Below are 23,669 nucleotides of genomic sequence, written 5' to 3' on the forward strand. Positions count from 1 at the left end.
GCGCAGGATGTCACGGGATTCATTGCCAGCCTGCCATCGGCAGCACCTGCCCATTCGGAGGAATATCGTCCTCATCGTGGGTCACCTGCACCACCGGGATCTGCCGGGCGCGCACTTCGGCGAACACCCAGCGGCGAAACTGGTCGCGCAGATTTTTATCCAGACGGCTGAAGGGCTCATCAAGCAGCAGCGCCTGGGGCTGGGCCAGCAGGGCGCGGAGCAGGCTCACCCGGGCGCGCTGTCCCCCGGAGAGGGTGGCGGGATCGCGAGGAAAGAAACCGCTCAGATCGGCGGCGTCCAGGGCGGCAATCACCTGCTGTTTACGCTGGTCGCCTTTGATAGTTGCCGGGAGCGCCAGGAGCAGATTCTGCCCGACGCTGAAGTGATCGAAGAGCAACGCATCCTGAAACAGCAGGCCCACTCCCCGCTGCTCGGTGGGGAGCGTGTCGCAGCGCCGGGCGTTGATCCACAGCTCCCCCACGGCGCGAAAATCGCCAGGCAAGGCGCCCACCATCCAGGCAAACAGCGACGATTTACCGCTGCCGGAGGGGCCCATCAGGGTGAGAATATCGCCGGGCGGCACGGTGAAGCTGACATTGTGCAGCAGCGTCGTCTGGCGCAGCGAGAGTGAAACATCCTTGACCATCAGCATTAACGTAACCCCTGTCGAAAGCGGCCAACCAGCCGGGAAAGCAAGATGCAGGTGGCGAAAACCAGCATCGGCAGCAGCAACTGCCACAGCGCCTGGGCCGCCAGCACGGCGCTACTGCCGCCGCTGCTGAGCGCCACGGCGTCGGTGGTCAGGGTGGCGAACCGGCCGCTGCCCAGCCACAGGGTAGGCAGATACTGCGCCATACTGACGGAAAACCCGACCGCAAAGGCGGTGAGCGCCGGGCGGATCATCTGCGGGCATTTGATCAGCCAGAATATTTTAAGCGATCCCCAGCCGAGGGTGCGGGCAATCAGGAACTGGCGCGGATCGAGTCGGCGCCAGGCTGGCTGCATCACCAGCAGCATCCACGGCAGCACCCACAGCAGATGCCCCCACAGGATGGCAATCCACTGCCCGTCGAGCTGCAGCAGCAGCGCCAGCTGATACTGCCCGGCCACCAGCGGCAGGGCAGGGAGCGCCAGCGGCAGCCAGATCCAGAAGGCTCCGCGCTGCGGGCCCCACTCCAGCCAGAGCAGGATCATTCCCAGCGCAAGCGCCGCCGAGGCGAGCCCCAGCGCAAGGCTCACACCCGCCGTCTCCCGGGAGACGCTGGCGTTGCCTGCCACCAGCACCAGAACCGCCACGCTGACGATACCCGCCAGCGGCAACAGCAGGGCGCAGGTGCTTCCCACCCGCAGCGGGCGCGGCGTCGGGCGCTCCCCGGAGACATCCGGAATAGTACGCCGCCAGCGTCGCCAGCCGAGAAACAGCGCGACGGCGATCAGCTCCAGGATGACCATCAGGATCACACAGACCAGCATCCCTTTGGCCTGCTGCTGCGCATCGCCCTGCGAGAGCCACTGCCAGGCCAGCACCGCCAGGGTGGGAGGATTACCCGGCCCGAGGATCAGGGCCACATCCACCACCGACAGCGTCCAGGCGATCGTCGCCAGCATCACCGCCCCCAGCGCGGGCGCAATGGCGGGGAGGATCAGCCAGCTCAGCGCCTGCCAGCGGCCATAGCCCAGGGATCGCAGCACGGTCACTTTTTGCGCCAGATCTTTTTCCGGCAGCGAGGCGTAAATTGCCCAGAGAACAAACGCGCTCTCCTTAACGGCGAGGGTCAGGCCCAGACCGATCCCGTAGCGATCCAGCACCGGGGAGCAGATCGAACAGAGGCGGTAGAGCTCGCCGCCTTCGGCAAAAATCAGCAGCACGCTGACGGCAAAGGCCACGTGGGGGATCGCCAGCAGCCAGGGCAGATGGTTGCACAGCCGTCGCCAGCGGCTGCCGGGCCACAGCGCGGCCACCACCGCCAGGGCCAGCAGCAGCGCCCCGGCGGCGGCAATCAGGGTGGAAACCAGGGTGGCGATCAGCGCCTGGGGTATTTGAGGATCGGCCGCCAGCGCCAGCCAGTTCTCCAGTGAGAAGACCGGGGGCAACAGCAGGACGACGGCGGGGAGCAGCGGCAGATACACCACCGCCATCAGCAGCCAGGCCAGGCCGCTTAATGGGTGCCGTAGCGACGCAGCCATTCCTGCTCCAGCGCGTTAACCCAGGCGGCGTGAGGTTCCCCGAGCGTCGCCGGGAGTTCTGCCGGGATAAACTGACGCAGTGCGGCGGCCTCAGCGGCAGGCAAAGTCTGTGGATCCAGCACGCTCGGATCGCCCCAGTGGGCCGGATCGGCCTTGCGGATCTGCGCCTGCGGCGAGAGTAAAAAGTTAGCGACAACTTTCGCACCCGCGCTGGCAGAGCTGTTGGCCGGGATCGCCACAAAGTGCACGTTGCCAATCATCCCCTGCTGAAAACCAAAGCTGTAGCTGTCAGCGGGCAGCTCCTTGCTGTTCACCTTTTGCCGGGCGTGGGCCGGGTTAAAGGTGATCGACAGGCCTAAATTGCCGCTGGCCAGCAGGGCATCCATCCGCGCCGGTGACGGCGGGAAATCTTTGCCCTCGCGCCACAGGTGGGGATGCAGTTTATCCAGATACGCCCACAGCGGGGCGGTGACTGCGGCAAAGGTGGCGCTGTCCGGCGGCTGTTTGAGGGCCTCCGGCTGGGTGGTTTGCGTCAGCAGGAGCTGTTCCAGGAATGCGGTGCCGGTAAAGTCGGGCGGGCGCGGGTAGGTGACGGTGCCGGGGTGTTGAGCGGCCCAGGCCAGCAGCGCCTGCGGATCTGCCAGCGGTTCAGGCAGGGTCTTGCGGCTGGCGATAAAGGTGAGCTGTGCGCTGCCCCATGGCGACTCTGCCCCCTCGGTCGGGATGGCAAAATCTTCCGTCACCGGTTTGGTGGTGTCGACATAACGCCAGTTAGGGAGCGTTTGTGCCCATCCGGTCTGCAGCAGCCCGGCGGTTTTCAGGGTGCGGAAGTTCTCGCCGTTGACCCAGAGCAGGTCGACGGAACCGTTGGTGTTGCGCCCGGCGCTGGCCTCGGTCTGGATGCGTTTCACCGCATCGGCGGCATCCGCCAGACGGACAATCTTCAGGGTAATGGCGTAGTGGCTTTTTATTTCGCCACTCACCCAGTCCAGGTAGCGGTTCACCGCCGCATCGCCGCCCCAGGCGTTAAACCAGACGGTCTGGCCCCGGGCCTCCTCTTTCACTTTCTGCCAGCTGTCATCAGCCAGCGCGTGCCCTGCGATCAGCAGGCCAGTCAGAAACATGCACAAACGCACACGGCGCATAATGCCCCCTGTTATGAAGACGTTCGGGAAAAGCGGGCAAACAGCCAGCGGGTGGCGAGCGGCAGCAGGCCCAGCAAGGTAAAGGCGAAAACCACGCCCGGCGAGAGGATATCACGCAGCGAGGCGATCTGCCCTAACTGGTGGCCAGCATTGAGATACACCACCGCCCCGGGCAGCATCCCGAGCTGGCTGACCCACCAGTAGCGCCTCACCCTGATGCTGGTTAAACCGGCCAGCAGGTTGACCACAAAGAAAGGAAACAGCGGCATCAGGCGCAGGGCAAACAGATAATACGCCCCGTCGCGGGCGACCCCGTCATTGACGGTGCGCATCGGCCCGGCAAAGCGGCGCTGGACCCAGTCGCGCAGCAGATAGCGGCTGACCAGCATCGCCAGCGTCGCACCGAGTGTGGCGGCAAACGACACCAGCACAATCCCTGGCCACAGACCAAACAGGGCCCCGCCGAGCAGGGTCAGCAGCGCAGCGCCCGGCAGCGACAGGGTGGTGACCAGCACGTAGAGAGTGAAGAAGAGAGCGGCGCTTTGCAGTGGCGCCTGCTGGCAGTAATGCAGCAGTGCCAGATGCCGGGCCTGAAGATTTTCCAGCGTCAAAACGCCGGGGGGCAGTTGGGTATAAATAACGACAAATGCGCCCACAAGGGCGCACAGAAGCAGGATTTTGCGACTATCCGCAGCCACTTATTTTACGTCGAAGGTCGCCCAAACCGGGGCGTGGTCGGACGGTTTTTCCATGCTGCGGATCTCGTAGTCGATCCCGGTTTCGATGCAGCGCTCTGCCAACACTGGGCTTGCCAGCAGCAGGTCGATGCGCAGGCCGCGGTTATCATCGAAGCCTTTGGAGCGATAATCAAACCACGAGAAGCGATCCTGAGTTTCCGGATTGGCGCTGCGGAAAGTATCCACCAGACCCCAGTCCATCAGGCGTGCCATCCACTCGCGCTCTTCCGGCAGGAAGGAGCACTTCCCGGTGCGCAGCCAGCGTTTGCGGCTCTCCTCGCCGATGCCGATATCCAGATCGGTATGGCTGATGTTCATGTCGCCCATGATCAGCACCGGGTTCTCTTTTTTCAGCTCGGTTTCGAGGTACGACTGCAGATCCTGATAGAACTTCTCTTTGGCCGGGAATTTCAGCGGATGGTCGCGGCTCTCGCCCTGCGGGAAGTAACCGTTGATCACCGTGATGTTGCCCAGCGGTGAAGGAATTTCCGCCATGATGATACGGCGCTGGGACTCTTCATTATCGCCCGGGAAGCCGCGACGCACCGAGACTGGCGTCTCTTTGGTCAGCAGGGCCACACCGTAATGGCCTTTCTGGCCGTGATAAAAGACGTTGTAACCCAGCTTTGCCACCTCTTCGAGAGGAAACATATCGTCGTGGACTTTTGTCTCCTGCAGGCCAATGACGTCAGGCTGATGTTGGTCGACGATAGCTTGCAGTTGATGAGGACGGGCGCGCAGGCCGTTGATATTAAAAGAGACAAATTTCATAGTCGCTGCCAGTGCAAGGTGAATAGTGCAGGGATGGTAGCAGAATTTCGCCAGGCTGACTGCCGCCGCTGCGTATGTTCCACCAATTACTGCGACAGATCGCGGCGACAGTGCAATTTTTGCACCGATCTGGCGCGTGATGCCCCGCGATGGCGCGTAAAAAGACCACAAATTTCGCCAGCGATCACAATTCCAGAATTATATTTCGTTTCTGCATAAAACTTCTGTTTTTCATCCGGCAAAGCCGCGCTTGTTGTAAAAATATTCACTTTATATGCAATAACAGTGAATAACTCCATGTCGTAACCTGTTGATATTACGTTACCCCATCCCGTTTATGCATTTTTATCGCTGGCTGGCACGATCGCTGCAATCTACATTTACAGCGCAAACACTAAAATATTTAACATTTAATCAACCTTTTATTTACCCGGATGAGGTCGCTATGTCTCTGTCAATTACGCGTGAAAACTTTGATGAATGGATGATGCCGGTTTACGCCCCGGCGGCTTTTATTCCGGTACGGGGAGAGGGCTCACGCCTGTGGGATCAACAGGGTAAAGAGTATATCGACTTTGCCGGGGGTATTGCGGTTAACGCCCTGGGCCATGCCCATCCGGCGCTGCGTCAGGCGCTCAACGACCAGGCGGCGAAATTCTGGCATACCGGGAATGGCTTCACCAACGAGCCGGTGCTGCGGCTGGCTAAAAAACTGATCGACGCCACCTTTGCCGAAAAAGTGTTCTTCTGTAACTCCGGGGCCGAAGCTAACGAAGCAGCGCTGAAGCTGGCGCGTAAATATGCCCACGATAATTTTGGTAGTCAGAAGAGCGGCATCGTCGCTTTCAAAAATGCCTTCCACGGTCGCACCCTGTTTACCGTCAGCGCGGGCGGCCAGCCTTCCTATTCCCAGGACTTTGCCCCGCTGCCGCCGGATATCCGCCACGCGGTCTATAACGACCTGCAGTCGGCCAGCGAGCTGATCGACGATAGCACCTGCGCGGTGATCGTCGAGCCGATGCAGGGCGAGGGCGGCGTGCTGCCTGGGGACAAAGCCTTCCTGCAGGGGCTGCGCGAGCTGTGCGACCGCCACAACGCGGTGCTGATTTTTGACGAAGTTCAGACCGGCGTTGGCCGCACCGGCGAGCTGTATGCCTATATGCACTACGGCGTCACCCCGGACGTGCTCTCTACCGCCAAGGCGCTCGGCGGTGGTTTCCCGGTAGGGGCGATGCTGACCACCGACAAATTCGCCCGGGTAATGACCGTCGGCACCCACGGCACCACCTACGGCGGCAACCCGCTGGCGTCGGCGGTGGCCGGTCAGGTGCTGGATATCATCAACACCCCGGAAGTGCTGACCGGCGTGAAGCAGCGTCACGAGTGGTTTGTCGAGCGCCTGCAGGCCATTAACGGTAAAACCGGCCTGTTCAAAGAAATTCGCGGTCTGGGGCTGCTGATTGGCTGCGTGCTCACGGATGAGTTCGCCGGAAAAGCTAAACTTATTTCTCAGGAAGCGGCAAAAGCGGGCGTGATGGTGTTGATCGCCGGGGCTAACGTGGTGCGCTTTGCGCCTGCGCTGATCGTCAGCGAGGAAGAGGTGCAGACCGGGTTAGATCGCTTTGCGCTGGCCTGTGAACGTGTGAAGTCCGGGGTGTCATCATGATGGTCATCCGTCCCATTGAGCGCGGGGATTTATCCGCCCTCATGCAGCTTGCCGGTAAAACAGGAGGCGGGCTGACCTCGCTTCCGGTTGATGAACATACTCTCTCGGCGCGCATCGAGCGCTCGCTGGAGACCTGGCAAGGGACGCTGCCGAAAGGCGAACAGGGTTACGTGTTTGTGCTGGAAGAGTCCACTACCGGCACCGTGGCCGGGATCTGCGCCATTGAGGTGGCGGTGGGTCTGAACGATCCCTGGTATAACTACCGTGTCGGCACCCTGGTGCACGCCTCAAAAGAGCTCAACGTTTATAACGCGCTGCCGACGCTGTTTCTCAGTAACGATCACACCGGTAGCAGCGAACTCTGTAGCCTGTTTCTCGATCCCGACTGGCGCAAAGAGGGCAACGGCTATCTGCTCTCGAAATCGCGCTTTCTGTTTATGGCCGCCTTCCGCGATCGCTTTAACGAAAAAGTGGTGGCCGAGATGCGCGGCGTGATCGACGAAACCGGCTTCTCGCCGTTCTGGAAAAGCCTCGGCGAACGCTTCTTCTCGATGGAGTTCAGCAAGGCCGACTACCTGTGCGGCACCGGGCAGAAAGCCTTTATTGCCGAGCTGATGCCGAAACATCCTATCTATACCCATTTCCTCAGCCCCGAGGCGCAGGCGGTGATTGGCGAAGTCCATCCGCACACCGCCCCGGCGCGTGCGGTGCTGGAAAAAGAGGGCTTCCGCTACCGCAACTATGTCGACATCTTTGACGGCGGTCCGACGCTGGAGTGCGATATCGACCGGGTGCGGGCGATCCGCAAAAGCCGTCTGGTGGAGGTGGCCGAAGGCCAGCCTGCGCCGGGCGAGTGGCCTGCCTGTCTGGTCGCTAATGAACAGTATGACCAGTTCCGCGCCACGCTGATCCGCGTGGATCCCGATTGTGAACGTCTGGTGCTGACCCCAGCCCAACTGGATGCCCTGAAATGCCGCGCCGGCGATCGTATTCGCATGGTGCGCCTGTGCGCTGAGGAGAAAACAGCATGAACTTATGGATTAACGGCGACTGGGTAACCGGCGAAGCTGAACCCCGCACCAAACACAATCCGGTAGGTCAGGAGGTGTTATGGCAGGGGGCGGACGCCAGCGCCGCACAGGTTGAGCAGGCCTGCCGGGCGGCACGCGCGGCCTTCCCGGGCTGGGCGAAACTGCCGTTCAGCACCCGTCAGGCCATCGTGGAGAAATTTGCTGCCCTGCTGGAGGCCAACAAGCAGGAACTGACTCGCGTGATTGCCAGCGAAACCGGCAAACCGCGCTGGGAAGCGGCAACCGAAATTACCGCGATGATCAATAAAATCGCCATTTCGGTGAAGGCTTACCATACCCGTACCGGCGAGCAGCATACTGAGATGGCCGACGGGGCCGCCAGCCTGCGCCACCGTCCGCACGGCGTGCTGGCGGTATTTGGCCCCTATAACTTCCCCGGCCATCTGCCGAACGGCCATATCGTGCCGGCGCTGCTGGCGGGTAATACCGTGATCTTCAAGCCGAGCGAGCTGACGCCGTGGAGCGGCGAGGCAGTCGTCAAACTGTGGGAGCAGGCCGGGCTGCCGCCAGGGGTGCTCAATCTCGTCCAGGGCGGGCGCGAAACCGGTCAGGTGCTGAGTGCGCTGGACGATATCGATGGCCTGCTGTTCACCGGCAGCGCCGGGACCGGCTATCAGCTGCACCGCCAGCTGGCCGGACAGCCGGAGAAAATTCTGGCCCTCGAGATGGGCGGCAACAATGCCCTGATCGTTGACGATCCGGCGGATATCGACGCCGCGGTCCACCTGACCATTCAGTCGGCCTTTATCACCGCCGGACAGCGCTGCACCTGCGCCCGACGTCTGCTGGTGAAAAACGGTGCCGAAGGTGACGCTTTCCTCGCCCGTCTGGTGGAGGTGAGCGGCCATCTGCTGCCGGGCGCGTGGGATGACAACGACCAGCCGTTTATCGGCGGGCTGATCTCCGAGCAGGCGGCGAAAAACGTCTATCACGTCTGGCGGGAGCACGTTGCCCGCGGCGGCAAGTCGCTGCTCGATCCGCGTCTGGTCCGGGCGGGCACCTCGTTATTAACCCCGGGGATTGTCGAGATGACCGGCGTGCGCGATGTGCCGGATGAAGAGGTCTTTGGCCCGCTGCTCTGCGTCTGGCGCTATGACGATTTCGACCAGGCCATCGCCATGGCCAACGCCACGCGCTACGGCCTGTCGTGCGGGCTGATCTCCCCGGAACGCGACAAGTTTGACCAGCTGTTGCTGGAAGCGCGCGCCGGGATCGTTAACTGGAACAAACCGCTTACCGGCGCGGCCAGTACCGCACCGTTCGGCGGAGTGGGTGCCTCCGGGAACCATCGCGCCAGCGCCTGGTATGCGGCGGATTACTGCGCCTGGCCCATGGCGAGCCTCGAAACCCCGGCCATCGTCCTGCCGGAGCAGTTGAGCCCGGGCCTCGATTTTATTCAGGGGAAACGTCATGAAAGCGCGTGAAGTCAATTTTGACGGGCTGGTGGGGTTAACCCACCACTATGCCGGGCTGTCGTTTGGCAATGAGGCCTCGACCAAACACCGTTTTCAGATCTCTAACCCACGGCTGGCGGCGAAGCAGGGGCTGCTGAAGATGAAGGCGCTGGCGGATGCGGGCTTTCCCCAGGCGGTGATCCCGCCACAGGAGCGGCCTAACGTCGGCGTGCTGCGTCAGCTCGGCTTTACCGGCACCGATGAGCAGGTGGTGGAGAGGGCGGGCACCCGGATGCCGCAGCTGCTCTCTGCCGCCAGTTCGGCCTCCTCGATGTGGGTCGCCAATGCCGCGACGGTGGCCCCGTCGGCGGACACCCTCGACGGAAAAGTGCATTTCACCGTTGCCAACCTGAACAACAAGTTCCACCGCGCCAGTGAAGCAGGTACCACCGAGAAGGTGCTGCGCGCCATTTTCCGCGACGAGGCTCGCTTCACCGTCCATACGGCGCTGCCGCAGGTGGCGATGTTCGGTGATGAAGGGGCGGCCAACCATAACCGCCTCGGCGGCGACTACGGCGAGCCGGGCCTGCAGCTGTTTGTCTATGGACGTGAAGAGGGAGGCCATGAGGCGCCGGCCCGCTACCCGGCCCGTCAGACCCTGGCCGCGAGCCAGGCAGTTGCCCGGCTGAACCAGGTCAATCCCGGGCAGATCCTCTTCGCCCAGCAAAACCCGCTGGTGATTGACCAGGGGGTGTTCCATAACGACGTCATCGCCGTGTCGAACCGTCAGGTGCTGTTCTGCCACGAGCAGGCATTCGTCGACCAGCCCGCGCTGCTGCAAACCCTGCGCGATCGCGTCCCTGGCTTTATGCCCATCGAGGTGCCGACCGAGGCGGTCTCGGTTAAGGATGCCGTTGCCACCTACCTGTTTAACAGCCAACTGCTGAGCCGGGACGACGGCAGCATGATGCTGGTCCTGCCCCAGGAGTCGCAGGCGCATCCGGGCGTCTGGCGCTATCTGAGCGGTCTGGTGGCGGAGGATAACCCCATCAGTGAACTGCGGGTGTTCGACCTGCGCGAGAGCATGGCTAACGGCGGGGGGCCGGCGTGTCTGCGCCTGCGCGTGGTGCTGACCCCTGAGGAGCTGCGGGCGGTCAACCCGGCGGTGATGATGAACGAGACCCTGTTCAACACCCTCAATGACTGGGTGGACCGCTACTACCGTGACCGTCTGATCCAGGCCGACCTGGTGGATCCGCAGCTGTTGCGCGAAGGGCGCGAGGCGCTGGATGCTCTGAGCCAGATTCTGCAGCTCGGCTCTGTCTACCCGTTCCAGCAATAAAGGAGGCGTGATGGAAAACTTTCTGGCGCTGACGATGGCCGATGAAACGCCCGCTCAGCGGGAGGGCAGAGGAGCGTCCTTTGACTGGCGCTGGCTGGCGCGCGGGGTGCTGGAGCTGACCCCGGAAGTGGCGAGCACGCGCTCGCTGGTGCTGTCGGCCGGGATCCACGGCAACGAAACCGCCCCGGTAGAGATCGTTGACCTGCTGGTGCGGTCGCTGTTTCGGGGCGAACTGACGCTGCGCTGTCGTCTGCTGATTATCTTTGGTAATCCTCCGGCGTTGAGGGCCGGCAAGCGCTACCTGACCTGTGATATCAATCGCCTGTTCAGCGGACGCGGGGCGCAGTTTCCGGCCTGCGACGAAACCGCCCGGGTAACGTTGCTGGAGGAACGGGTAGCGGCGTTTTACCAGCAGGCGGGGGCCGATCGCTGGCATCTGGATCTGCATACCGCCATCCGCGCCTCGTATCATGAACGTTTTGGCGTGCTGCCCCAGCGCAGTCAGCCATGGGATGCGGCCTTTCTTCAATGGCTGGGAGATGCCGGCCTGGAGGCGCTGGTCTTTCATCAGGCGCCGGGCGGGACCTTCACCCATTTCAGCTGCGAACGCTTTGGCGCCCTGGCCTGTACGCTGGAGCTGGGCAAGGCGCTGCCGTTCGGCCATAACGATCTGGCCCGCTTCGCCGCTACCCATCAGGCGCTGTATGCCTTGCTGAACGGCGAGGCACCAGAGCCGCACGTGGCACAGGTCGAGCAGTATCGGGTGGTGCAGCAGATCACCCGCCGCAGCGAGGCCTTCGTGCTGCACATGGCGGCGCACACCCTGAACTTCACCCCGTTCCGCCAGGGCGTGCTGTTGGCGGAGGATGGCGATGAACGCTACCAGGTACAAAAGCCGACCGAGTATGTTCTGTTCCCCAATCCCGCCGTGGCCTTTGGGTTGCGCGCCGGGCTGATGCTGGAAAAAATCACCTGAAAACCCCGCGACCCCATCAGCGTAATGCGGTGGGGTCGTTTATTTTCTCAGTCGTTTCTGATATCTGGCGTTTTATTACAGATTATTCCTGGCTGTTTGCTTTATTATTAATCTTCTTGCCGGTATACTCCTTCACAATCTCTTTAAAATCAGCCAGATGAATATTCTTGTTTCAACTCTCCACGCTTTATCCTTATTTTCTCCATATTTGACGATAATTTGTTTTTTACACTTTCATTGTTTTACTGTTGCTCTGATTAATTGACGATAATCCCCGTAAAGTGAATATCGTCAACACGGCATAGCGCCGAAGAATAACTGAAAAGGAAGGACAAAATTATGCGTAAATTAACTGCACTGTTTGTTGCCTCTACCCTGGCTCTGGGCGCTACCGGCGCGGCGTTCGCTGCGGATACCGCTACCACCACCGCAGCGCCGGCCGAAAGCAAAATGATGCACCATAAAGGCAAGCCGGGTATGCATCACGACATGATGTTTAAAGATCTGAACCTGACGGATGCACAGAAAACGCAGATCCGCGACATCATGAAAAGCCAGCGTGACCAGATGAAGCGTCCGCCAGTGGAAGAGCGCCGCGCAATGCACGACATCATCGCCAGCGACAGCTTCGATAAAGCGAAAGCTCAGGCGCAGGTCGACAAAATGGCCGAGCAGAACAAGGCCCGCATGCTGGCGCACATGGAAACCCAGAACAAGATTTACAACATTCTGACCCCGGAACAGAAAAAGCAGTTTGATGCCAATTTTGAGAAGCGTCTGACAGAACGTTCCGCGCCGGAAGGTAAAATGACCCCACCAGCCGAATAATCGGTTAAGCCATTCAAGACCGCCGGAGTCCTGTTCACCCAAGCGAATACGCTGTGGACAGGTCCGGCGGTTTTTTCTTTTCCCGCCTCTTGCCAGCCGCCGCCATCCCGGTATTCTCCTGTTATTGATTTGCACAATGTGTTTGAAATGTCTGGCGTTACGGATTTTTTCGTCGTCAGGCTAAGGCCGTGGTGCACATCTGCCGATACTACACAGTGATGATCTAACGATAACAAACAAAACGCGACCGCCCTGTGCGGGACGCTCTGGCGCCTATTGCGCCATCTGGAGTGGTGATGGAATTCTTTGATATCCGCAAAATGCCGATCAGCCTCTGGCGCAACGGGGCCGGGGAGACGCGCGAAATATGTTGTTTTCCCCCTGCAACCCGGGAATTTAACTGGCGTGCCAGTATCGCTTCTCTGGCCAGCAACGGCGACTTTTCGGTCTCCCCCGGCATCGATCGGGTGATCACCCTGCTGGAAGGGGGAGAAGTGCATCTGGATGGCGGGAAGGCGTTTACCCATACGCTGCAGCGTCATCAGCCCTTCAGCTTTGCCGGCGATCTGCCGGTTAAGGCGCAGCTGATGGAGGGGCAAATGTCGATGGATTTTAACATTATGACCCGCCGGGACCGCTGCCGGGCGAAGGTGCGGGTGGCGGATCGCACCTTCACCACCTTTGCGTCACGCGGCGGGGTGGTGTTTGTACTGAGCGGCGCGTGGCAGCTGGGCGAGAAGCTACTCACCGCCGATCAGGGCGCATGGTGGCATGAGGGCGACCATACGCTGCGGCTGCTGAAGGAAGAGGGAACGTTGCTGTTCAGCGAGATTTTCTGGCTTCCGGGACACTGAGGGGAATGATCTCATAGTTGCCGGTCAGCAGCGGCTTACAGAGAATTTTATACCCATCCTGATCAAAACCGGCGGGCGTGCGTAGCAGGTCCGCCGCCTCGTCCAGGCTGTCGACCGCGCCCAGCCATAGCCAGTTGTGAATGATATGGTAGTGGGTCATGTCCGGGCGCGACTCTTTCAGCGCCACGGCACTGTCCCACGGCCAGCAGGTAACCCCAATCGCCTGTAACCCCTCGACTAATCGCTGCTGATGATCCTCCACGCTCTCTTTCCCGCAGCATGCCCCCGCGCAACGCTTCAGGGCGGAACGGAAACAGCCCCGCCCGAGAGTTAACGACTCCAGCCCCAGCAGGCCATAACAGAGCTGCCGCTCATCGGCCAGCGTCTGCAGAGTTTGCAGCGCAGCCCGGCGGTTGGCGAAGAGGCCAAACAGATTCGGGGTGTGTGAAAAATCGACCTCGCGGGCATAGACGATCTGCGGTTTGCCCTCGGTGATCTGCAGGGAGCAGAGCTGGCGATTGCGGCGTAAGCGTTTATTGAACAGCGGCTGCTGCTCTTTAATTAAACGCGCCTCAAGCAGCAGAGCGCCCAGCTCACCTGCGGTCTGGATCCAGGTGATACGCCGGGACTGGCGCAGCATGGCGGCCTCGTCCGGGGTGCGAAGATGCGACAGGACCCGGCTGCGAATATTGACGCTTTTGCCGATATAAAGGGGCATGGCATCGCTGTCGCCATGAAAGAAATAGACGCCAGGCTGCTTAGGCAGTGCCTCAAGCCACGGACGCAGATGTTCGGGATATTCATAGATAGCGGCTGCTTCGAATTCAAGCCGCGGTGCCGATTGACGCCTGCTCACAACGTACTCCTGATACTGTTCAGGCATACAGTGTAGCAGCTGTGGTGTGGTTAAAAAAGAGGCGGCAGATGCCGCCCCGTCAGAATTATTGTTTCCAGAAGTCGTCGAATACCGTGATCGGCGGGCGACGTTTGTGTTCGGTCTTCAGATACCAGCCTTCAATAATGCGGGCGGTGCCTTCGTCCAGCGTCTTGCCTTCCAGATAATCGTCAATGTTTTCATAGGTCACGCCCAGCGCGGCTTCATCCGGCAGGGAAGGGCGATCGTCTTCCAGATCCGCAGTCGGGGCTTTCTTATACAGATGCTCCGGGCAGCCCAGCGCGGCCAGCAGCTGTTTGCCCTGGCGCTTGTTGAGACGGAACAGCGGGTTAATGTCGGTGCCGCCATCGCCATATTTGGTGAAGAACCCGGTCAGTGCCTCTGCCGCATGGTCAGTGCCCACCACCACGCCGCTGGTCATCCCGGCGATGCTGTACTGGGCTTTCATCCGCTCGCGGGCCTTTTCGTTGCCGCGCACGAAGTCACTCAGCTCAATGCCCGCGTCGCGCAACGCTTTTTCGCTGGCCAGCACCGCTTCTTTAATGTTCACGGTCAGGACGCGATCCGCCTGAATAAACTCGAGGGCATCCTGGCAATCCTGTTCGTCGAACTGCACACCGAAGGGCAGGCGCACCGCGATAAACTGCAGGGATTCGTTACCCGTTTCGGCACGCAGTTCGCTGATGGCCATCTGGGCGAGCTTCCCGGCGAGAGTGGAGTCCTGACCGCCGCTGATGCCCAGCACCAGCGTCTTCAGAAACGGGAAGCGGGTTAAATAGGATTTCAAAAAATCGACGCTGCGGCGGATCTCTTCTTCCGCATTGATGGTGGGTTTGGCACCCAGCGCCTGGATAATTTCTTGTTGCAGAGCCATTTAGCCCCTCCGTTACACAAATTTGCCTGATGAATGTTCTGTTAAAGCTAACTCGTCATGCGGAAAACGACAAGGATCACAGATTTGAATTGGGCGAACCAGGCCGATTTAGCAGCTTATGCGTGCATTACAGGAATTTTCCGAAAAAACTTTGCCGTCACGCTTAAGGTTGAAAAATGTGATTTTCTATTCCAGGCTTACTTAACACGCTGATAAACAAGAGGACGGAATATGAACAAGAATTTAGCAGGAATGTTAGGCGCAGCGGCTGTAATGACTTTACTGGCAGGGTGTACTGCGTATGACCGTACCACGGATCAGTTTAAAGAGCCTGTCGTAAAAGACGTTAAAAAAGGCATGAGCCGTGCACAGGTACAGCAGCTTGCCGGTAAGCCGTCATCTGAGGTGACGATGATCCACGCCCGTGGTACTTGCCAGACCTATATCCTGGGTCAACGCGATGGTAAAACAGAAACCTACTTTGTGGCCCTCGACGATACTGGCCACGTGATTAACTCCGGCTACCAGACCTGTGCGGAATACGATACTGATCCGCAGGCACCTAAGGCCTGATAACACCTTTTCCTGAGCAAAAAGACAAACCGGCCAGCAGGCCGGTTTTTTTACGTCGCCACCCACCTTAATTCTCACCGCGAATTATTTACCTAAAATGTGAAGAGTGTCATAACGACAGGTCAAGGAGAGACAATTGCACTCCCTTTCGAATTATCCCTGGGAAATCAGTTGCCGTATACTCCATCTATCAGATATGCCAGCGAGGGATTCCGGTCGGTCAAGGCGGGGATATCGCGGCGCAAGCGGTGAGCACATAAGAGGGAAATTGCTATGGAAAAGAAATATATCTATCTGTTTTGCTCAGCGGGCATGTCAACGTCACTGCTGGTGTCTAAGATGCGCGCGCAGGCAGAAAAGTACGAAGTACCTGTTGTGATCGAAGCCTTCCCGGAAACCCTGGCAGGTGAGAAGGGTATCAATGCGGATGTGGTGCTGTTAGGGCCGCAAATTGCCTATATGTTGCCGGAAATTCAACGTCTGTTACCGAATAAACCGGTGGAAGTGATCGACTCTGCGCTGTACGGCAAAGTGGATGGTTTGGGTGTTCTTAAAGCTGCTGTAGCGGCGATTAAAAAAGCTGCTAATTAATTTATTTTTTATTTTTCCCGTCAAAGAGCAATTTCACACACACTTACGCCGCAATATTATTGCGGCATTTAAGGGCATTTTCTATGAGTAGATTTATTGCTGCGCTTGAAAAGGTACTCCTTCCTTTTGCAGTTAAAATAGGAAAGCAACCGCATGTCAACGCCATTAAAAACGGCTTTATTAAGGTAATGCCGTTAACCCTGGCCGGGGCCATGTTCGTTTTAATTAATAACGTTTTTCTTAGCTTCGGTGATGGTTCCTTCTTCTATTCATTAGGTGTGCGTTTAGATCCCTCAACTATTGAAACGTTAAATGGTTTCAAGGCCATCGGCGGCAATGTGTACAACGGTACGCTGGGTATCATGTCGCTGATGGCACCTTTCTTTATTGGGATGGCGCTGGCGGAAGAGCGTAAAGTCGACTCGCTGGCCGCCGGTTTATTATCTGTCGCGGCCTTTATGACCGTGACCCCTTACAGCGTCGGTGAAGCCTACGCGGTTGGGGCCAACTGGCTGGGCGGGGCAAACATCATCTCCGGTATCGTGATCGGCCTGGTCGTGGCGGAGATGTTTACTTTTATTATTCGTCGCAACTGGGTGATTCGTTTACCTGACAGCGTGCCAGAATCAGTGTCCCGCTCCTTCTCGGCGCTGATCCCAGGCTTCATTATCCTCTCCATCATGGGGACCCTCGCCTGGGCGCTCTCTCACTGGGGCACCAACTTCCACCAGATCATCATGGACACCATCTCTACACCGCTGGCCTCCATGGGTGGCGTCGTGGGCTGGGCTTACGTGATTTTCACCTCTCTGCTGTGGTTCTTCGGTGTGCACGGCTCGCTGGCGCTGGCGGCGCTGGACAGCGGCATCATGACCCCGTGGGCGCTGGAAAACGTGGCACTTTATCAGCAGTACGGCTCCGTTGACGCGGCGCTGGCGGCCGGTAAAACCTTCCACGTGTGGGCCAAACCGATGCTCGACTCCTATATCTTCCTGGGCGGTACCGGGGCGACGCTGGGTCTGATCATCGCGGTGTTTATCACCTCCCGTCGTGCGGATCACCGTCAGGTGGCGAAGCTGGCGCTGCCATCAGGCATCTTCCAGATTAACGAGCCTATCCTCTTCGGTCTGCCGATTATCATGAACCCGGTGATGTTCATTCCGTTCATCCTGGTGCAGCCATTGCTGGCCGCTATTACCCTGACCGCCTACTACCTGGGGATCATCCCGCCGGTGACCAACATCGCGCCGTGGACCATGCCCGCTGGCCTGGGTGCCTTCTTCAACACCAACGGCAGCGTAGCGGCCTTCCTGCTGGCGATATTTAACCTTGGGGTGGCAACCCTGCTCTACATGCCGTTCGTTGCCATCGCCAACAAGGCCCAGACCACTATCGATGAAGAAGAGAGCGAAGAAGAGATCGCCCTCGCACTGAAATTCTGATGTCGTATGACGCGGGGCAACCCGCGTCAGTACAGGAGAAACCGAGATGTTTGATTTAGAGAATGTTGTTGCACAAGCAGAAGAGGTTGCAGAGAACGACCTTGAAGAAGTGGTGATGGGGCTTATCATCAACTCAGGACAGGCCCGTAGTCTGGCGTATGGGGCCCTGAAAAAAGCCAAGCAGGGCGATTTCGACAGTGCGCAAGAGATGATGGCCCAGTCGCGCACCGCACTGAACGAAGCGCACCTGGTGCAAACAAAACTGATCGAAAGCGATCAGGGTGAAGGTAAGATGAAGGTGAGCCTGGTGCTGGTACACGCCCAGGACCATCTGATGACCTCCATGCTGGCCCGTGAGCTGGTGGCGGAACTCATCGAACTTCACGAGAAAATGCAGTAAGTCAGACTGATAGCAGGAGGTCAGCGCCATGGAAATCACTACCGCCCGGGAACAACAGCTGTTCAATGGTAAAAATTTTCATGTGTTTATCTACAACAAGGTGGAGAGCATCAGCGGTCTGCATCAGCATGACTACTATGAGTTCACCATTGTGCTGACCGGCCGCTATTTCCAGGAGATCAACGGCAAGCGGGTGCTGCTGGAACGCGGGGACTTCGTCTTCATCCCGATGGGATCGCACCATCAGAGCTTTTACGACTTCGGTGCCACGCGCATTCTCAACGTGGGTATCAGTAAACGCTTCTTCGACACCCACTACGCGCCGCTGCTGCCGTTCTGCTTTGTCGCCTCGCAGGTCTATCACGTCAAAAGTGAATTCCTGAACTGGATCGACACCGTGATTGCCTCGCTTAACTTTCGTGACAATGAATTTGATGAATTCATCGAAACGGTGACCTTCTACGTCGTCAACCGCTTACGCCACTATCGTGAAGAGCAGCAGGTGACGGACGATATTCCGCAATGGCTGCGCACTACCGTTGAAATGATGCACGATAAACTGCGCTTTGGTGAAAACGCGCTGGAGAATATGGTGGCGCTGTCGGGTAAATCGCAAGAGTACCTGACCCGGGCGACCCAGCGTTATTATCAGAAAACGCCGGTGCAAATTATTAATGAAATACGGATCAATTTCGCCAGAAAACAGCTGGAGATCACCAACTATTCGGTGACGGATATTGCTTACGAATCCGGTTACAGCAGTCCGAGCCTGTTTATTAAGACCTTTAAGAAATTGACCTCATTTACACCTAACAGCTACCGGAAAAATATCACGGTTATTAATTAACGTCCGGCGGAATTGCCGCCGGAAATATCGACTTCAATACTTGCCCAAATAAGTGGGACGGGATCGCTATACTCAAATGGTCGATCTCCCAGGGAGAATATTATGCAAAAGAAACTGAAAGTAGTGACCATCGGCGGCGGAAGCAGCTATACCCCGGAATTACTGGAAGGGTTCCTCAAGCGTTATCATGAACTGCCGGTCAGCGAACTGTGGCTGGTGGATGTGGCTGAAGGCCAGGAGAAGCTCGACATTATTTTCGACCTCTGTCAGCGGATGGTGAAAAAAGCGGGCGTACCGATGACCGTGCATAAAACCCTCGATCGTCGCCAGGCGCTGAAAGACGCCGATTTCGTCACCACTCAGCTGCGCGTCGGCCAGCTGAAGGCCCGCGAGCTGGATGAGCGCATTCCGCTGAGCTACGGCTATCTGGGGCAGGAGACTAACGGCGCTGGCGGCCTGTTCAAAGGGCTGCGTACCATTCCGGTAGTGTTCGACATCATTAAAGACGTGCAGGAGATCTGCCCTCAGGCGTGGGTGATCAACTTTACCAACCCGGCCGGGATGGTGACCGAGGCGGTCTACCGCCACACCGATTTCAAACGCTTTATCGGGGTGTGCAATATTCCGATCGGCATGAAGATGTTTATCCGCGATGTGCTGGCGTTGACCGACAACGATGAACTCTCCATCGACCTGTTCGGCCTGAACCACATGGTCTTCATCAAAGATGTGCTGGTCAACGGCGAGTCACGCTTTGCCGAGCTGCTGGACGGCGTGGCATCCGGCACTCTGAAAGCCAGCTCGGTGAAGAATATCTTCGACCTGCCGTTCAGCGAAGGGCTGATCCGCTCGCTCAATCTGCTGCCGTGCTCCTATCTGCTCTACTACTTCAAGCTGAAAGAGATGCTGGCCATTGAGATGGGCGAGTACTACAAAGGCGGCGCCCGGGCGCAGGTGGTGCAGAAGGTGGAAAAACAGCTCTTCGATCTCTACAAGGATCCGGAGCTGAACGTGAAGCCGAAAGAGCTGGAGCAGCGTGGCGGGGCTTACTACTCCGACGCCGCCTGCGAAGTGATCAACGCCATTTACAACGACAAGCAGGCGGAGCACTACGTCAACGTGCCGCACCATGGCCACATTGATAATATCCCGGCCGACTGGGCGGTAGAGATGACCTGCATCCTCGGCCGTGAGGGCGCGAAGCCGCATCCGCGTCTGACCCATTTCGATGACAAGGTGATGGGGCTGATCCACACCATCAAGGGCTTTGAAGTAGCGGCAAGCCAGGCGGCACTCAGCGGCGAGCTGAACGACGTGCTGCTGGCCCTGAACCTGAGCCCGCTGGTGCAGTCCGATCGCGATGCCGAGAAGCTGGCGCGCGACCTGATTCTGGCCCATGAGAAATGGCTGCCGAATTTTGCCGCCGCTATCGATAAACTCAAAAGCGAGCAGCACTGAGAGGGGGCCCAATGGAATATCTGCTGATCGTCAACGCCGATGATTATGGCCTCTCAAAAGGGCAGAACTACGGCATCGTGGAAGCCTGTCGACACGGCGTGGTGACCTCGACTACCGCGATGGTCAACGGCGATGCCATTGAGCACGCCGCCGCGCTCAGCCGGGATCTGCCGGAACTGGGTGTCGGGATGCACTTCGTGTTGACTCTCGGCATGCCGCTGACGCCGATGCCTGGGCTGACGCGGGAGGGGCTGCTGGGGAAATGGATCTGGGAGATGGCCGGGCAGGGGACGTTGCCGCTGGAGGAGATTGCCCGCGAGCTGGACTGTCAGTTCAACCGCTTCGTCGATCTCTTTGGCCGCGAGCCGACCCATATCGACAGCCATCACCATGTGCATATGATCCCGGTCATCTTCCCGGTGGTGGCCGAGTTTGCCCGCCGCAAAGGGGTGGCGCTGCGGGTGGATCGTCAGGTCGAGGGGCTCGGGGAACAGAGTGCTGAGCTGCCGCCAACCACTGACGGTTTCAGCAGCGCGTTTTATGGCGAGGAGATCGGTGAGGAGTTGTTCCTGAGCGTGCTGGATCATTCCGTGCAGCAGGGCGAACGCTCCCTGGAGGTGATGGCGCACCCGGCTTTCATTGATAACACTATCCGTAAAAGCGCCTATTGCTGGCCGCGTCTGACGGAGCTGGATGTGCTCACCTCGACGTCGCTGAAATATGCGATTGCCGAGCGCGGGTATCGTCTGGGGACGTTCAGGGATCTGTGAGAAGTGCCGGGTGGCGGTTTCGCCTACCCGGCCCAGGATACTGCCGGGTGGCACGGCGCCACCCGGCTTTTTTTACGCCGGAATGCTGGCGATTTTACTGCGACGCGACCAGACCCGGTGCGCCGCCATCTGCACGACCAGCTCGTCCATAAACGCGCCTGCCGCGGTATCGCCTTCGATAATGCCTTCCTCGCCCTGATCCGCCACCTTCAACAGCGGTTTGAACTGACGGGCATCACCTGCCAGTGCGATCGGCTTGAGGTGCTTATAGGCTTCCAGCAGATAATAGGCAGCATCGCCATTGGTCAGCAGACTCTGGATATCACCGCAGGGCACCACCACCGCATCGACGGTCAATGACGGCGATCCGGCAAAGGTCGCCGCCACCGGCAGCACCGAGCCATCATCGGCGGTCACTTCACCCATCCGGGAGTAGAGCAGCTTCGCGTGTACCCCTTTGGCCTTCAGCGCCTGCAGCACCGCCAGCACGTCGCTGGCTCGCGGGTTATCGTTGAGCAATACCGCCACGACCCGGCCTTTGATATCACCACCGGGCACGGCATACAGGCTCAGGGACGGATCCTTTTTCAGGCCGCAGACATCCTGCGGTGGCGCCAGATTGCGTTGCTCGTCGGTGAGGGTGAGCCCCAGATTGTCTGCCACGCCCTGGGCGAGAGTGATATCAATGCGTGCCAGCTGATCGACCACTCGCTCGCGGATATAGGTACGCACCACTTTGCTCAGCTCAAAGCTGAAGGCACCAATAATATGCTCCTGCTCAACAGGCGTCTGGCTCTGCCAGAACAGGCGCGGATGGGCGTAATACTCGGCGAAAGAGGGGCTGCGCTCGCGGATTTTGGTCCCTTCCACGCGCTCCTGATACGACTCAAAACCACCGCGTTTTGGCCCCGGCGGGGTCTCGCGCGGCCAGTTGTCGTTGATCGAGTTCGGCTCGTAGTTGGCCGGGTTGGTGTCGATCTCCATCCGGTGCATCCCGTCGCGCTGGAAGTTATGGTACGGGCAGGTTGGCTTGTTGATCGGGATCTCGTGGAAGTTCGGCCCGCCGAGACGGCTGATCTGCGTGTCGGTGTAGGAGAACAGACGCCCCTGCAGCAGCGGGTCGTTGGTGAAGTCCATCCCCGGGACGATGTGCCCTGGATGGAAGGCGGCCTGTTCGTTCTCGGCAAAGAAGTTATCCGGGTTACGGTTGAGCACCATTTTGCCCACCAGCTGCACCGGCACCAGCTCTTCGGGGATCAGTTTGGTCGGGTCGAGAAGGTCAAAATCAAATTTGAATTCGTCCTCTTCCGGGATCAGCTGGAAACCGAGCTCATATTCCGGGAAGTCGCCGGCTTCGATGGACTCCCAGAGATCGCGACGATGGAAGTCCGGATCGCGCCCGGTGAGCTTCTGCGCTTCATCCCACACCAGTGAGGCTTTGCCGGCCACCGGTTTCCAGTGGAAGCGCACGAAGGTGGCTTTGCCTTCGGCATTGATCAAGCGGAAGGTATGGATGCCAAAGCCTTCCATGGTGCGGTAGCTGCGGGGAATGCCGCGGTCGGACATCGCCCACATTACGTTATGCAGGGTTTCAGGCTGCAGCGAGACGTAATCCCAGAAAGTATCATGCGCGCTCTGGCCCTGGGGGATCGCCCAGTGAGGCTCCGGCTTAACCGCATGGACAAAATCGGGGAACTTGTGGGCATCCTGAATGAAGAAGATCGGCGTATTGTTGCCTACCAGGTCAAAAATCCCCTCTTCGGTATAGAACTTGGTGGCGAACCCGCGGATGTCGCGCACGGTGTCGGCAGAGCCGGCGCCGCCCTGCACCGTGGAGAAGCGGACAAACACTGGGGTGATTTTATCCGGGTCAGAAAGGAAGGCGGCTTTGGTGATATCACTCAGGTTTTTGTAAGGCTGAAAATAGCCATGCGCGGCTGAACCGCGAGCGTGGACAATACGCTCCGGGATGCGCTCATGGTCGAAATGGGTGATCTTCTCCCGCAGGATGAAATCTTCCAGCAGGGTCGGGCCGCGCGTGCCGGCGCGCAGCGAGTTCTGATCGTCAGCAATGCGCACACCCTGGTTGGTGGTGAGCGGGAAGTTTTCGCCGCCCTTGCGTACCGCCTCCAGCGCGTTCAGCTTTTCATTGCCGGTATGCGGGGCTTTCAGGCTGCCGGGCGCGGTTGGCTCCTGGCCTGGCGGGGTAGGAACCGGGCTGGCGAGGTGGGAACCATCGTCGGGGGCCAGCGAGTCCAGTCCGGGTTTGGCTTCATTTTCGTCATGGACCGGGGATTGCTGTGGGTGGTGAGTCTTATCATTTTGCGACATTGCACTCGTCTCCTGTTTTTATTACCGAAACGCGGTCATATTTGCGTTAAAACTCAATAACTATAGAACATTACAGGGCGAGCACCGGGTGATAACCCGATCCCTGGCTACCGCTTACGCTGAGATGGCACATGGGGCGCGACGCAGGAGGGGCAATCGGCTATCATAGGAATTTACTGATTTTAGAGTTTGCTTTAGTGAACCCGCTGCTTATGAAACCTCTTCGCCAACAAAATCGTCCTGTTATCAGTTACCAGCCCCGCGTTGAACCCGCGCCGCCAGAACATGCCAGCAAAATGGATGGCTTTCGTGACGTCTGGTTATTACGCGGCAAATATGTGGCCTTTGTGCTGATTGGCGAGCGTTTTCGCCGCTCACCGACGTTTACCGTGCCCGAGTCGGCTCAACGCTGGGCGACGCAGGTCCGCCAGGAAGAAGACGTTGAGGATTAACAGACAATAAAAAACCGCCTTCATTGCTGAAGGCGGTTTTTTTTA

24 protein-coding genes are annotated in these 23,669 nt (G+C 58.9%); 15 read left to right on the forward strand and 9 right to left on the reverse strand.

Annotated elements, in window-relative coordinates; translation table 11 throughout:
* Nucleotides 1-19 precede the first annotated feature (19 nt).
* From G7090_RS09370 to G7090_RS09395, 6 genes are all read right to left on the reverse strand, one after another.
* Nucleotides 20-652, reverse strand: a complete 633-nt coding sequence (locus G7090_RS09370) for an ATP-binding cassette domain-containing protein (RefSeq protein WP_166182213.1) — start codon at nucleotides 650-652, stop codon at nucleotides 20-22.
* Entirely contained in the window at nucleotides 652-2,187 is a 1,536-nt protein-coding gene (locus G7090_RS09375) for a thiamine ABC transporter permease (RefSeq protein WP_166182214.1), read from the reverse strand. The genes G7090_RS09370 and G7090_RS09375 overlap by 1 nt, the downstream gene beginning before the upstream one ends.
* Complete coding sequence (locus G7090_RS09380) at nucleotides 2,160-3,323, reverse strand: ABC transporter substrate-binding protein (RefSeq protein WP_371811834.1); 1,164 nt, start codon at nucleotides 3,321-3,323, stop codon at nucleotides 2,160-2,162. Before G7090_RS09380 ends, G7090_RS09375 begins: the two co-directional genes overlap by 28 nt.
* 20 nt (nucleotides 3,324-3,343) lie before the next feature.
* A complete protein-coding gene (locus G7090_RS09385; protein ID WP_242685363.1) occupies nucleotides 3,344-4,030 on the reverse strand; it encodes a TVP38/TMEM64 family protein in 687 nt (228 codons plus the stop codon).
* Nucleotides 4,031-4,840, reverse strand: coding sequence for an exodeoxyribonuclease III (xthA, locus tag G7090_RS09390; protein WP_166182216.1), 810 nt, complete (start codon nucleotides 4,838-4,840; stop codon nucleotides 4,031-4,033).
* 86 nt (nucleotides 4,841-4,926) lie between these two features.
* Entirely contained in the window at nucleotides 4,927-5,139 is a 213-nt protein-coding gene (locus tag G7090_RS09395) for a hypothetical protein (RefSeq protein ID WP_166182217.1), read from the reverse strand.
* Nucleotides 5,140-5,285: 146 nt separating this feature from the next.
* On the opposite strand from G7090_RS09395, the gene G7090_RS09400 reads away from it, so the two are divergent.
* From G7090_RS09400 to ves, 7 genes are all read left to right on the forward strand, one after another.
* Entirely contained in the window at nucleotides 5,286-6,506 is a 1,221-nt protein-coding gene (locus G7090_RS09400; RefSeq protein WP_166182218.1) for an aspartate aminotransferase family protein, read from the forward strand.
* Entirely contained in the window at nucleotides 6,503-7,537 is a 1,035-nt protein-coding gene (astA, locus tag G7090_RS09405; RefSeq protein WP_106993607.1) for an arginine N-succinyltransferase, read from the forward strand. Before G7090_RS09400 ends, astA begins: the two co-directional genes overlap by 4 nt.
* Nucleotides 7,534-9,021 carry a succinylglutamate-semialdehyde dehydrogenase gene (gene astD, locus G7090_RS09410; protein ID WP_166182219.1) on the forward strand — a complete coding sequence of 496 codons (1,488 nt, stop codon included), beginning with the start codon at nucleotides 7,534-7,536 and terminating at the stop codon, nucleotides 9,019-9,021. The genes astA and astD overlap by 4 nt, the downstream gene beginning before the upstream one ends.
* Nucleotides 9,008-10,333, forward strand: a complete 1,326-nt coding sequence (gene astB, locus G7090_RS09415; protein WP_166182220.1) for an N-succinylarginine dihydrolase — start codon at nucleotides 9,008-9,010, stop codon at nucleotides 10,331-10,333. Before astD ends, astB begins: the two co-directional genes overlap by 14 nt.
* Before the next feature lie 10 nt (nucleotides 10,334-10,343).
* Nucleotides 10,344-11,309, forward strand: a complete 966-nt coding sequence (gene astE, locus G7090_RS09420; protein WP_166182221.1) for a succinylglutamate desuccinylase — start codon at nucleotides 10,344-10,346, stop codon at nucleotides 11,307-11,309.
* A 339-nt stretch (nucleotides 11,310-11,648) separates the two neighbouring features.
* Nucleotides 11,649-12,137 carry an ATP-independent periplasmic protein-refolding chaperone Spy gene (gene spy / locus G7090_RS09425; RefSeq protein WP_106993611.1) on the forward strand — a complete coding sequence of 163 codons (489 nt, stop codon included), beginning with the start codon at nucleotides 11,649-11,651 and terminating at the stop codon, nucleotides 12,135-12,137.
* 296 nt (nucleotides 12,138-12,433) lie between these two features.
* Nucleotides 12,434-12,991, forward strand: coding sequence for an environmental stress-induced protein Ves (gene ves, locus G7090_RS09430; protein WP_106993612.1), 558 nt, complete (start codon nucleotides 12,434-12,436; stop codon nucleotides 12,989-12,991).
* Here the strand turns inward: ves and cho are convergent.
* Nucleotides 12,960-13,847, reverse strand: coding sequence for an excinuclease Cho (cho, locus tag G7090_RS09435; protein WP_166182222.1), 888 nt, complete (start codon nucleotides 13,845-13,847; stop codon nucleotides 12,960-12,962). The genes ves and cho overlap by 32 nt on opposite strands.
* A gap of 85 nt (nucleotides 13,848-13,932) precedes the next feature.
* Nucleotides 13,933-14,760, reverse strand: a complete 828-nt coding sequence (gene nadE / locus G7090_RS09440; RefSeq protein ID WP_142489164.1) for an ammonia-dependent NAD(+) synthetase — start codon at nucleotides 14,758-14,760, stop codon at nucleotides 13,933-13,935.
* A 231-nt stretch (nucleotides 14,761-14,991) separates the two neighbouring features.
* On the opposite strand from nadE, the gene osmE reads away from it, so the two are divergent.
* The 7 genes from osmE to chbG all read left to right on the forward strand — a co-directional run bounded on the left by osmE (nucleotide 14,992) and on the right by chbG (nucleotide 20,841).
* Nucleotides 14,992-15,333 carry an osmotically-inducible lipoprotein OsmE gene (osmE, locus tag G7090_RS09445; RefSeq protein ID WP_106993615.1) on the forward strand — a complete coding sequence of 114 codons (342 nt, stop codon included), beginning with the start codon at nucleotides 14,992-14,994 and terminating at the stop codon, nucleotides 15,331-15,333.
* Nucleotides 15,334-15,606: 273 nt separating this feature from the next.
* Complete coding sequence (gene chbB / locus G7090_RS09450; protein ID WP_106993616.1) at nucleotides 15,607-15,924, forward strand: PTS N,N'-diacetylchitobiose transporter subunit IIB; 318 nt, start codon at nucleotides 15,607-15,609, stop codon at nucleotides 15,922-15,924.
* Nucleotides 15,925-16,007: 83 nt separating this feature from the next.
* Nucleotides 16,008-17,366, forward strand: a complete 1,359-nt coding sequence (chbC, locus tag G7090_RS09455; protein WP_106993617.1) for a PTS N,N'-diacetylchitobiose transporter subunit IIC — start codon at nucleotides 16,008-16,010, stop codon at nucleotides 17,364-17,366.
* A 46-nt stretch (nucleotides 17,367-17,412) separates the two neighbouring features.
* Nucleotides 17,413-17,766 (forward strand): PTS N,N'-diacetylchitobiose transporter subunit IIA, encoded by a 354-nt coding sequence (gene chbA / locus G7090_RS09460; RefSeq protein WP_166182223.1) that lies wholly within the window; start codon nucleotides 17,413-17,415, stop codon nucleotides 17,764-17,766.
* 28 nt (nucleotides 17,767-17,794) lie between these two features.
* A complete protein-coding gene (chbR, locus tag G7090_RS09465) occupies nucleotides 17,795-18,613 on the forward strand; it encodes a transcriptional regulator ChbR (protein ID WP_166182224.1) in 819 nt (272 codons plus the stop codon).
* A gap of 102 nt (nucleotides 18,614-18,715) precedes the next feature.
* Nucleotides 18,716-20,071 carry a 6-phospho-beta-glucosidase gene (locus tag G7090_RS09470; protein ID WP_106993620.1) on the forward strand — a complete coding sequence of 452 codons (1,356 nt, stop codon included), beginning with the start codon at nucleotides 18,716-18,718 and terminating at the stop codon, nucleotides 20,069-20,071.
* Nucleotides 20,072-20,082: 11 nt separating this feature from the next.
* On the forward strand, nucleotides 20,083-20,841 hold the full coding sequence (chbG, locus tag G7090_RS09475; RefSeq protein ID WP_166182225.1) for a chitin disaccharide deacetylase: 759 nt from the start codon (nucleotides 20,083-20,085) through the stop codon (nucleotides 20,839-20,841).
* A 72-nt stretch (nucleotides 20,842-20,913) separates the two neighbouring features.
* Here chbG and katE read toward each other — a convergent pair whose 3' ends face one another.
* The gene (gene katE, locus G7090_RS09480; RefSeq protein ID WP_106993622.1) at nucleotides 20,914-23,172 is read right to left on the reverse strand and encodes a catalase HPII; all 2,259 of its coding nucleotides are present in this window, start codon (nucleotides 23,170-23,172) and stop codon (nucleotides 20,914-20,916) included.
* A 197-nt stretch (nucleotides 23,173-23,369) separates the two neighbouring features.
* On the opposite strand from katE, the gene cedA reads away from it, so the two are divergent.
* Entirely contained in the window at nucleotides 23,370-23,624 is a 255-nt protein-coding gene (gene cedA, locus G7090_RS09485; protein ID WP_256367596.1) for a cell division activator CedA, read from the forward strand.
* Nucleotides 23,625-23,669: the final 45 nt, after the last annotated feature.

The organism is Leclercia sp. 29361, from assembly GCF_011290365.1.
GTDB classification, from domain to species: domain Bacteria; phylum Pseudomonadota; class Gammaproteobacteria; order Enterobacterales; family Enterobacteriaceae; genus Enterobacter; species Enterobacter tamurae.

Coding starts and splice junctions, on each gene's coding strand:
- G7090_RS09470 (WP_106993620.1), top strand. CDS start 18,716: ATGCAAAAGAAACTGAAAGTAGTGACCATCGGCGGCGGAAGCAGCTAT.
- astB (WP_166182220.1), top strand. CDS start 9,008: ATGAAAGCGCGTGAAGTCAATTTTGACGGGCTGGTGGGGTTAACCCAC.
- G7090_RS09375 (WP_166182214.1), bottom strand. CDS start 2,187: ATGGCTGCGTCGCTACGGCACCCATTAAGCGGCCTGGCCTGGCTGCTG.
- osmE (WP_106993615.1), top strand. CDS start 14,992: ATGAACAAGAATTTAGCAGGAATGTTAGGCGCAGCGGCTGTAATGACT.
- G7090_RS09370 (WP_166182213.1), bottom strand. CDS start 652: ATGCTGATGGTCAAGGATGTTTCACTCTCGCTGCGCCAGACGACGCTG.
- chbB (WP_106993616.1), top strand. CDS start 15,607: ATGGAAAAGAAATATATCTATCTGTTTTGCTCAGCGGGCATGTCAACG.
- chbC (WP_106993617.1), top strand. CDS start 16,008: ATGAGTAGATTTATTGCTGCGCTTGAAAAGGTACTCCTTCCTTTTGCA.
- chbA (WP_166182223.1), top strand. CDS start 17,413: ATGTTTGATTTAGAGAATGTTGTTGCACAAGCAGAAGAGGTTGCAGAG.
- chbG (WP_166182225.1), top strand. CDS start 20,083: ATGGAATATCTGCTGATCGTCAACGCCGATGATTATGGCCTCTCAAAA.
- chbR (WP_166182224.1), top strand. CDS start 17,795: ATGGAAATCACTACCGCCCGGGAACAACAGCTGTTCAATGGTAAAAAT.
- astA (WP_106993607.1), top strand. CDS start 6,503: ATGATGGTCATCCGTCCCATTGAGCGCGGGGATTTATCCGCCCTCATG.
- astE (WP_166182221.1), top strand. CDS start 10,344: ATGGAAAACTTTCTGGCGCTGACGATGGCCGATGAAACGCCCGCTCAG.
- G7090_RS09400 (WP_166182218.1), top strand. CDS start 5,286: ATGTCTCTGTCAATTACGCGTGAAAACTTTGATGAATGGATGATGCCG.
- spy (WP_106993611.1), top strand. CDS start 11,649: ATGCGTAAATTAACTGCACTGTTTGTTGCCTCTACCCTGGCTCTGGGC.
- katE (WP_106993622.1), bottom strand. CDS start 23,172: ATGTCGCAAAATGATAAGACTCACCACCCACAGCAATCCCCGGTCCAT.
- ves (WP_106993612.1), top strand. CDS start 12,434: ATGGAATTCTTTGATATCCGCAAAATGCCGATCAGCCTCTGGCGCAAC.
- nadE (WP_142489164.1), bottom strand. CDS start 14,760: ATGGCTCTGCAACAAGAAATTATCCAGGCGCTGGGTGCCAAACCCACC.
- xthA (WP_166182216.1), bottom strand. CDS start 4,840: ATGAAATTTGTCTCTTTTAATATCAACGGCCTGCGCGCCCGTCCTCAT.
- astD (WP_166182219.1), top strand. CDS start 7,534: ATGAACTTATGGATTAACGGCGACTGGGTAACCGGCGAAGCTGAACCC.
- G7090_RS09395 (WP_166182217.1), bottom strand. CDS start 5,139: ATGGAGTTATTCACTGTTATTGCATATAAAGTGAATATTTTTACAACA.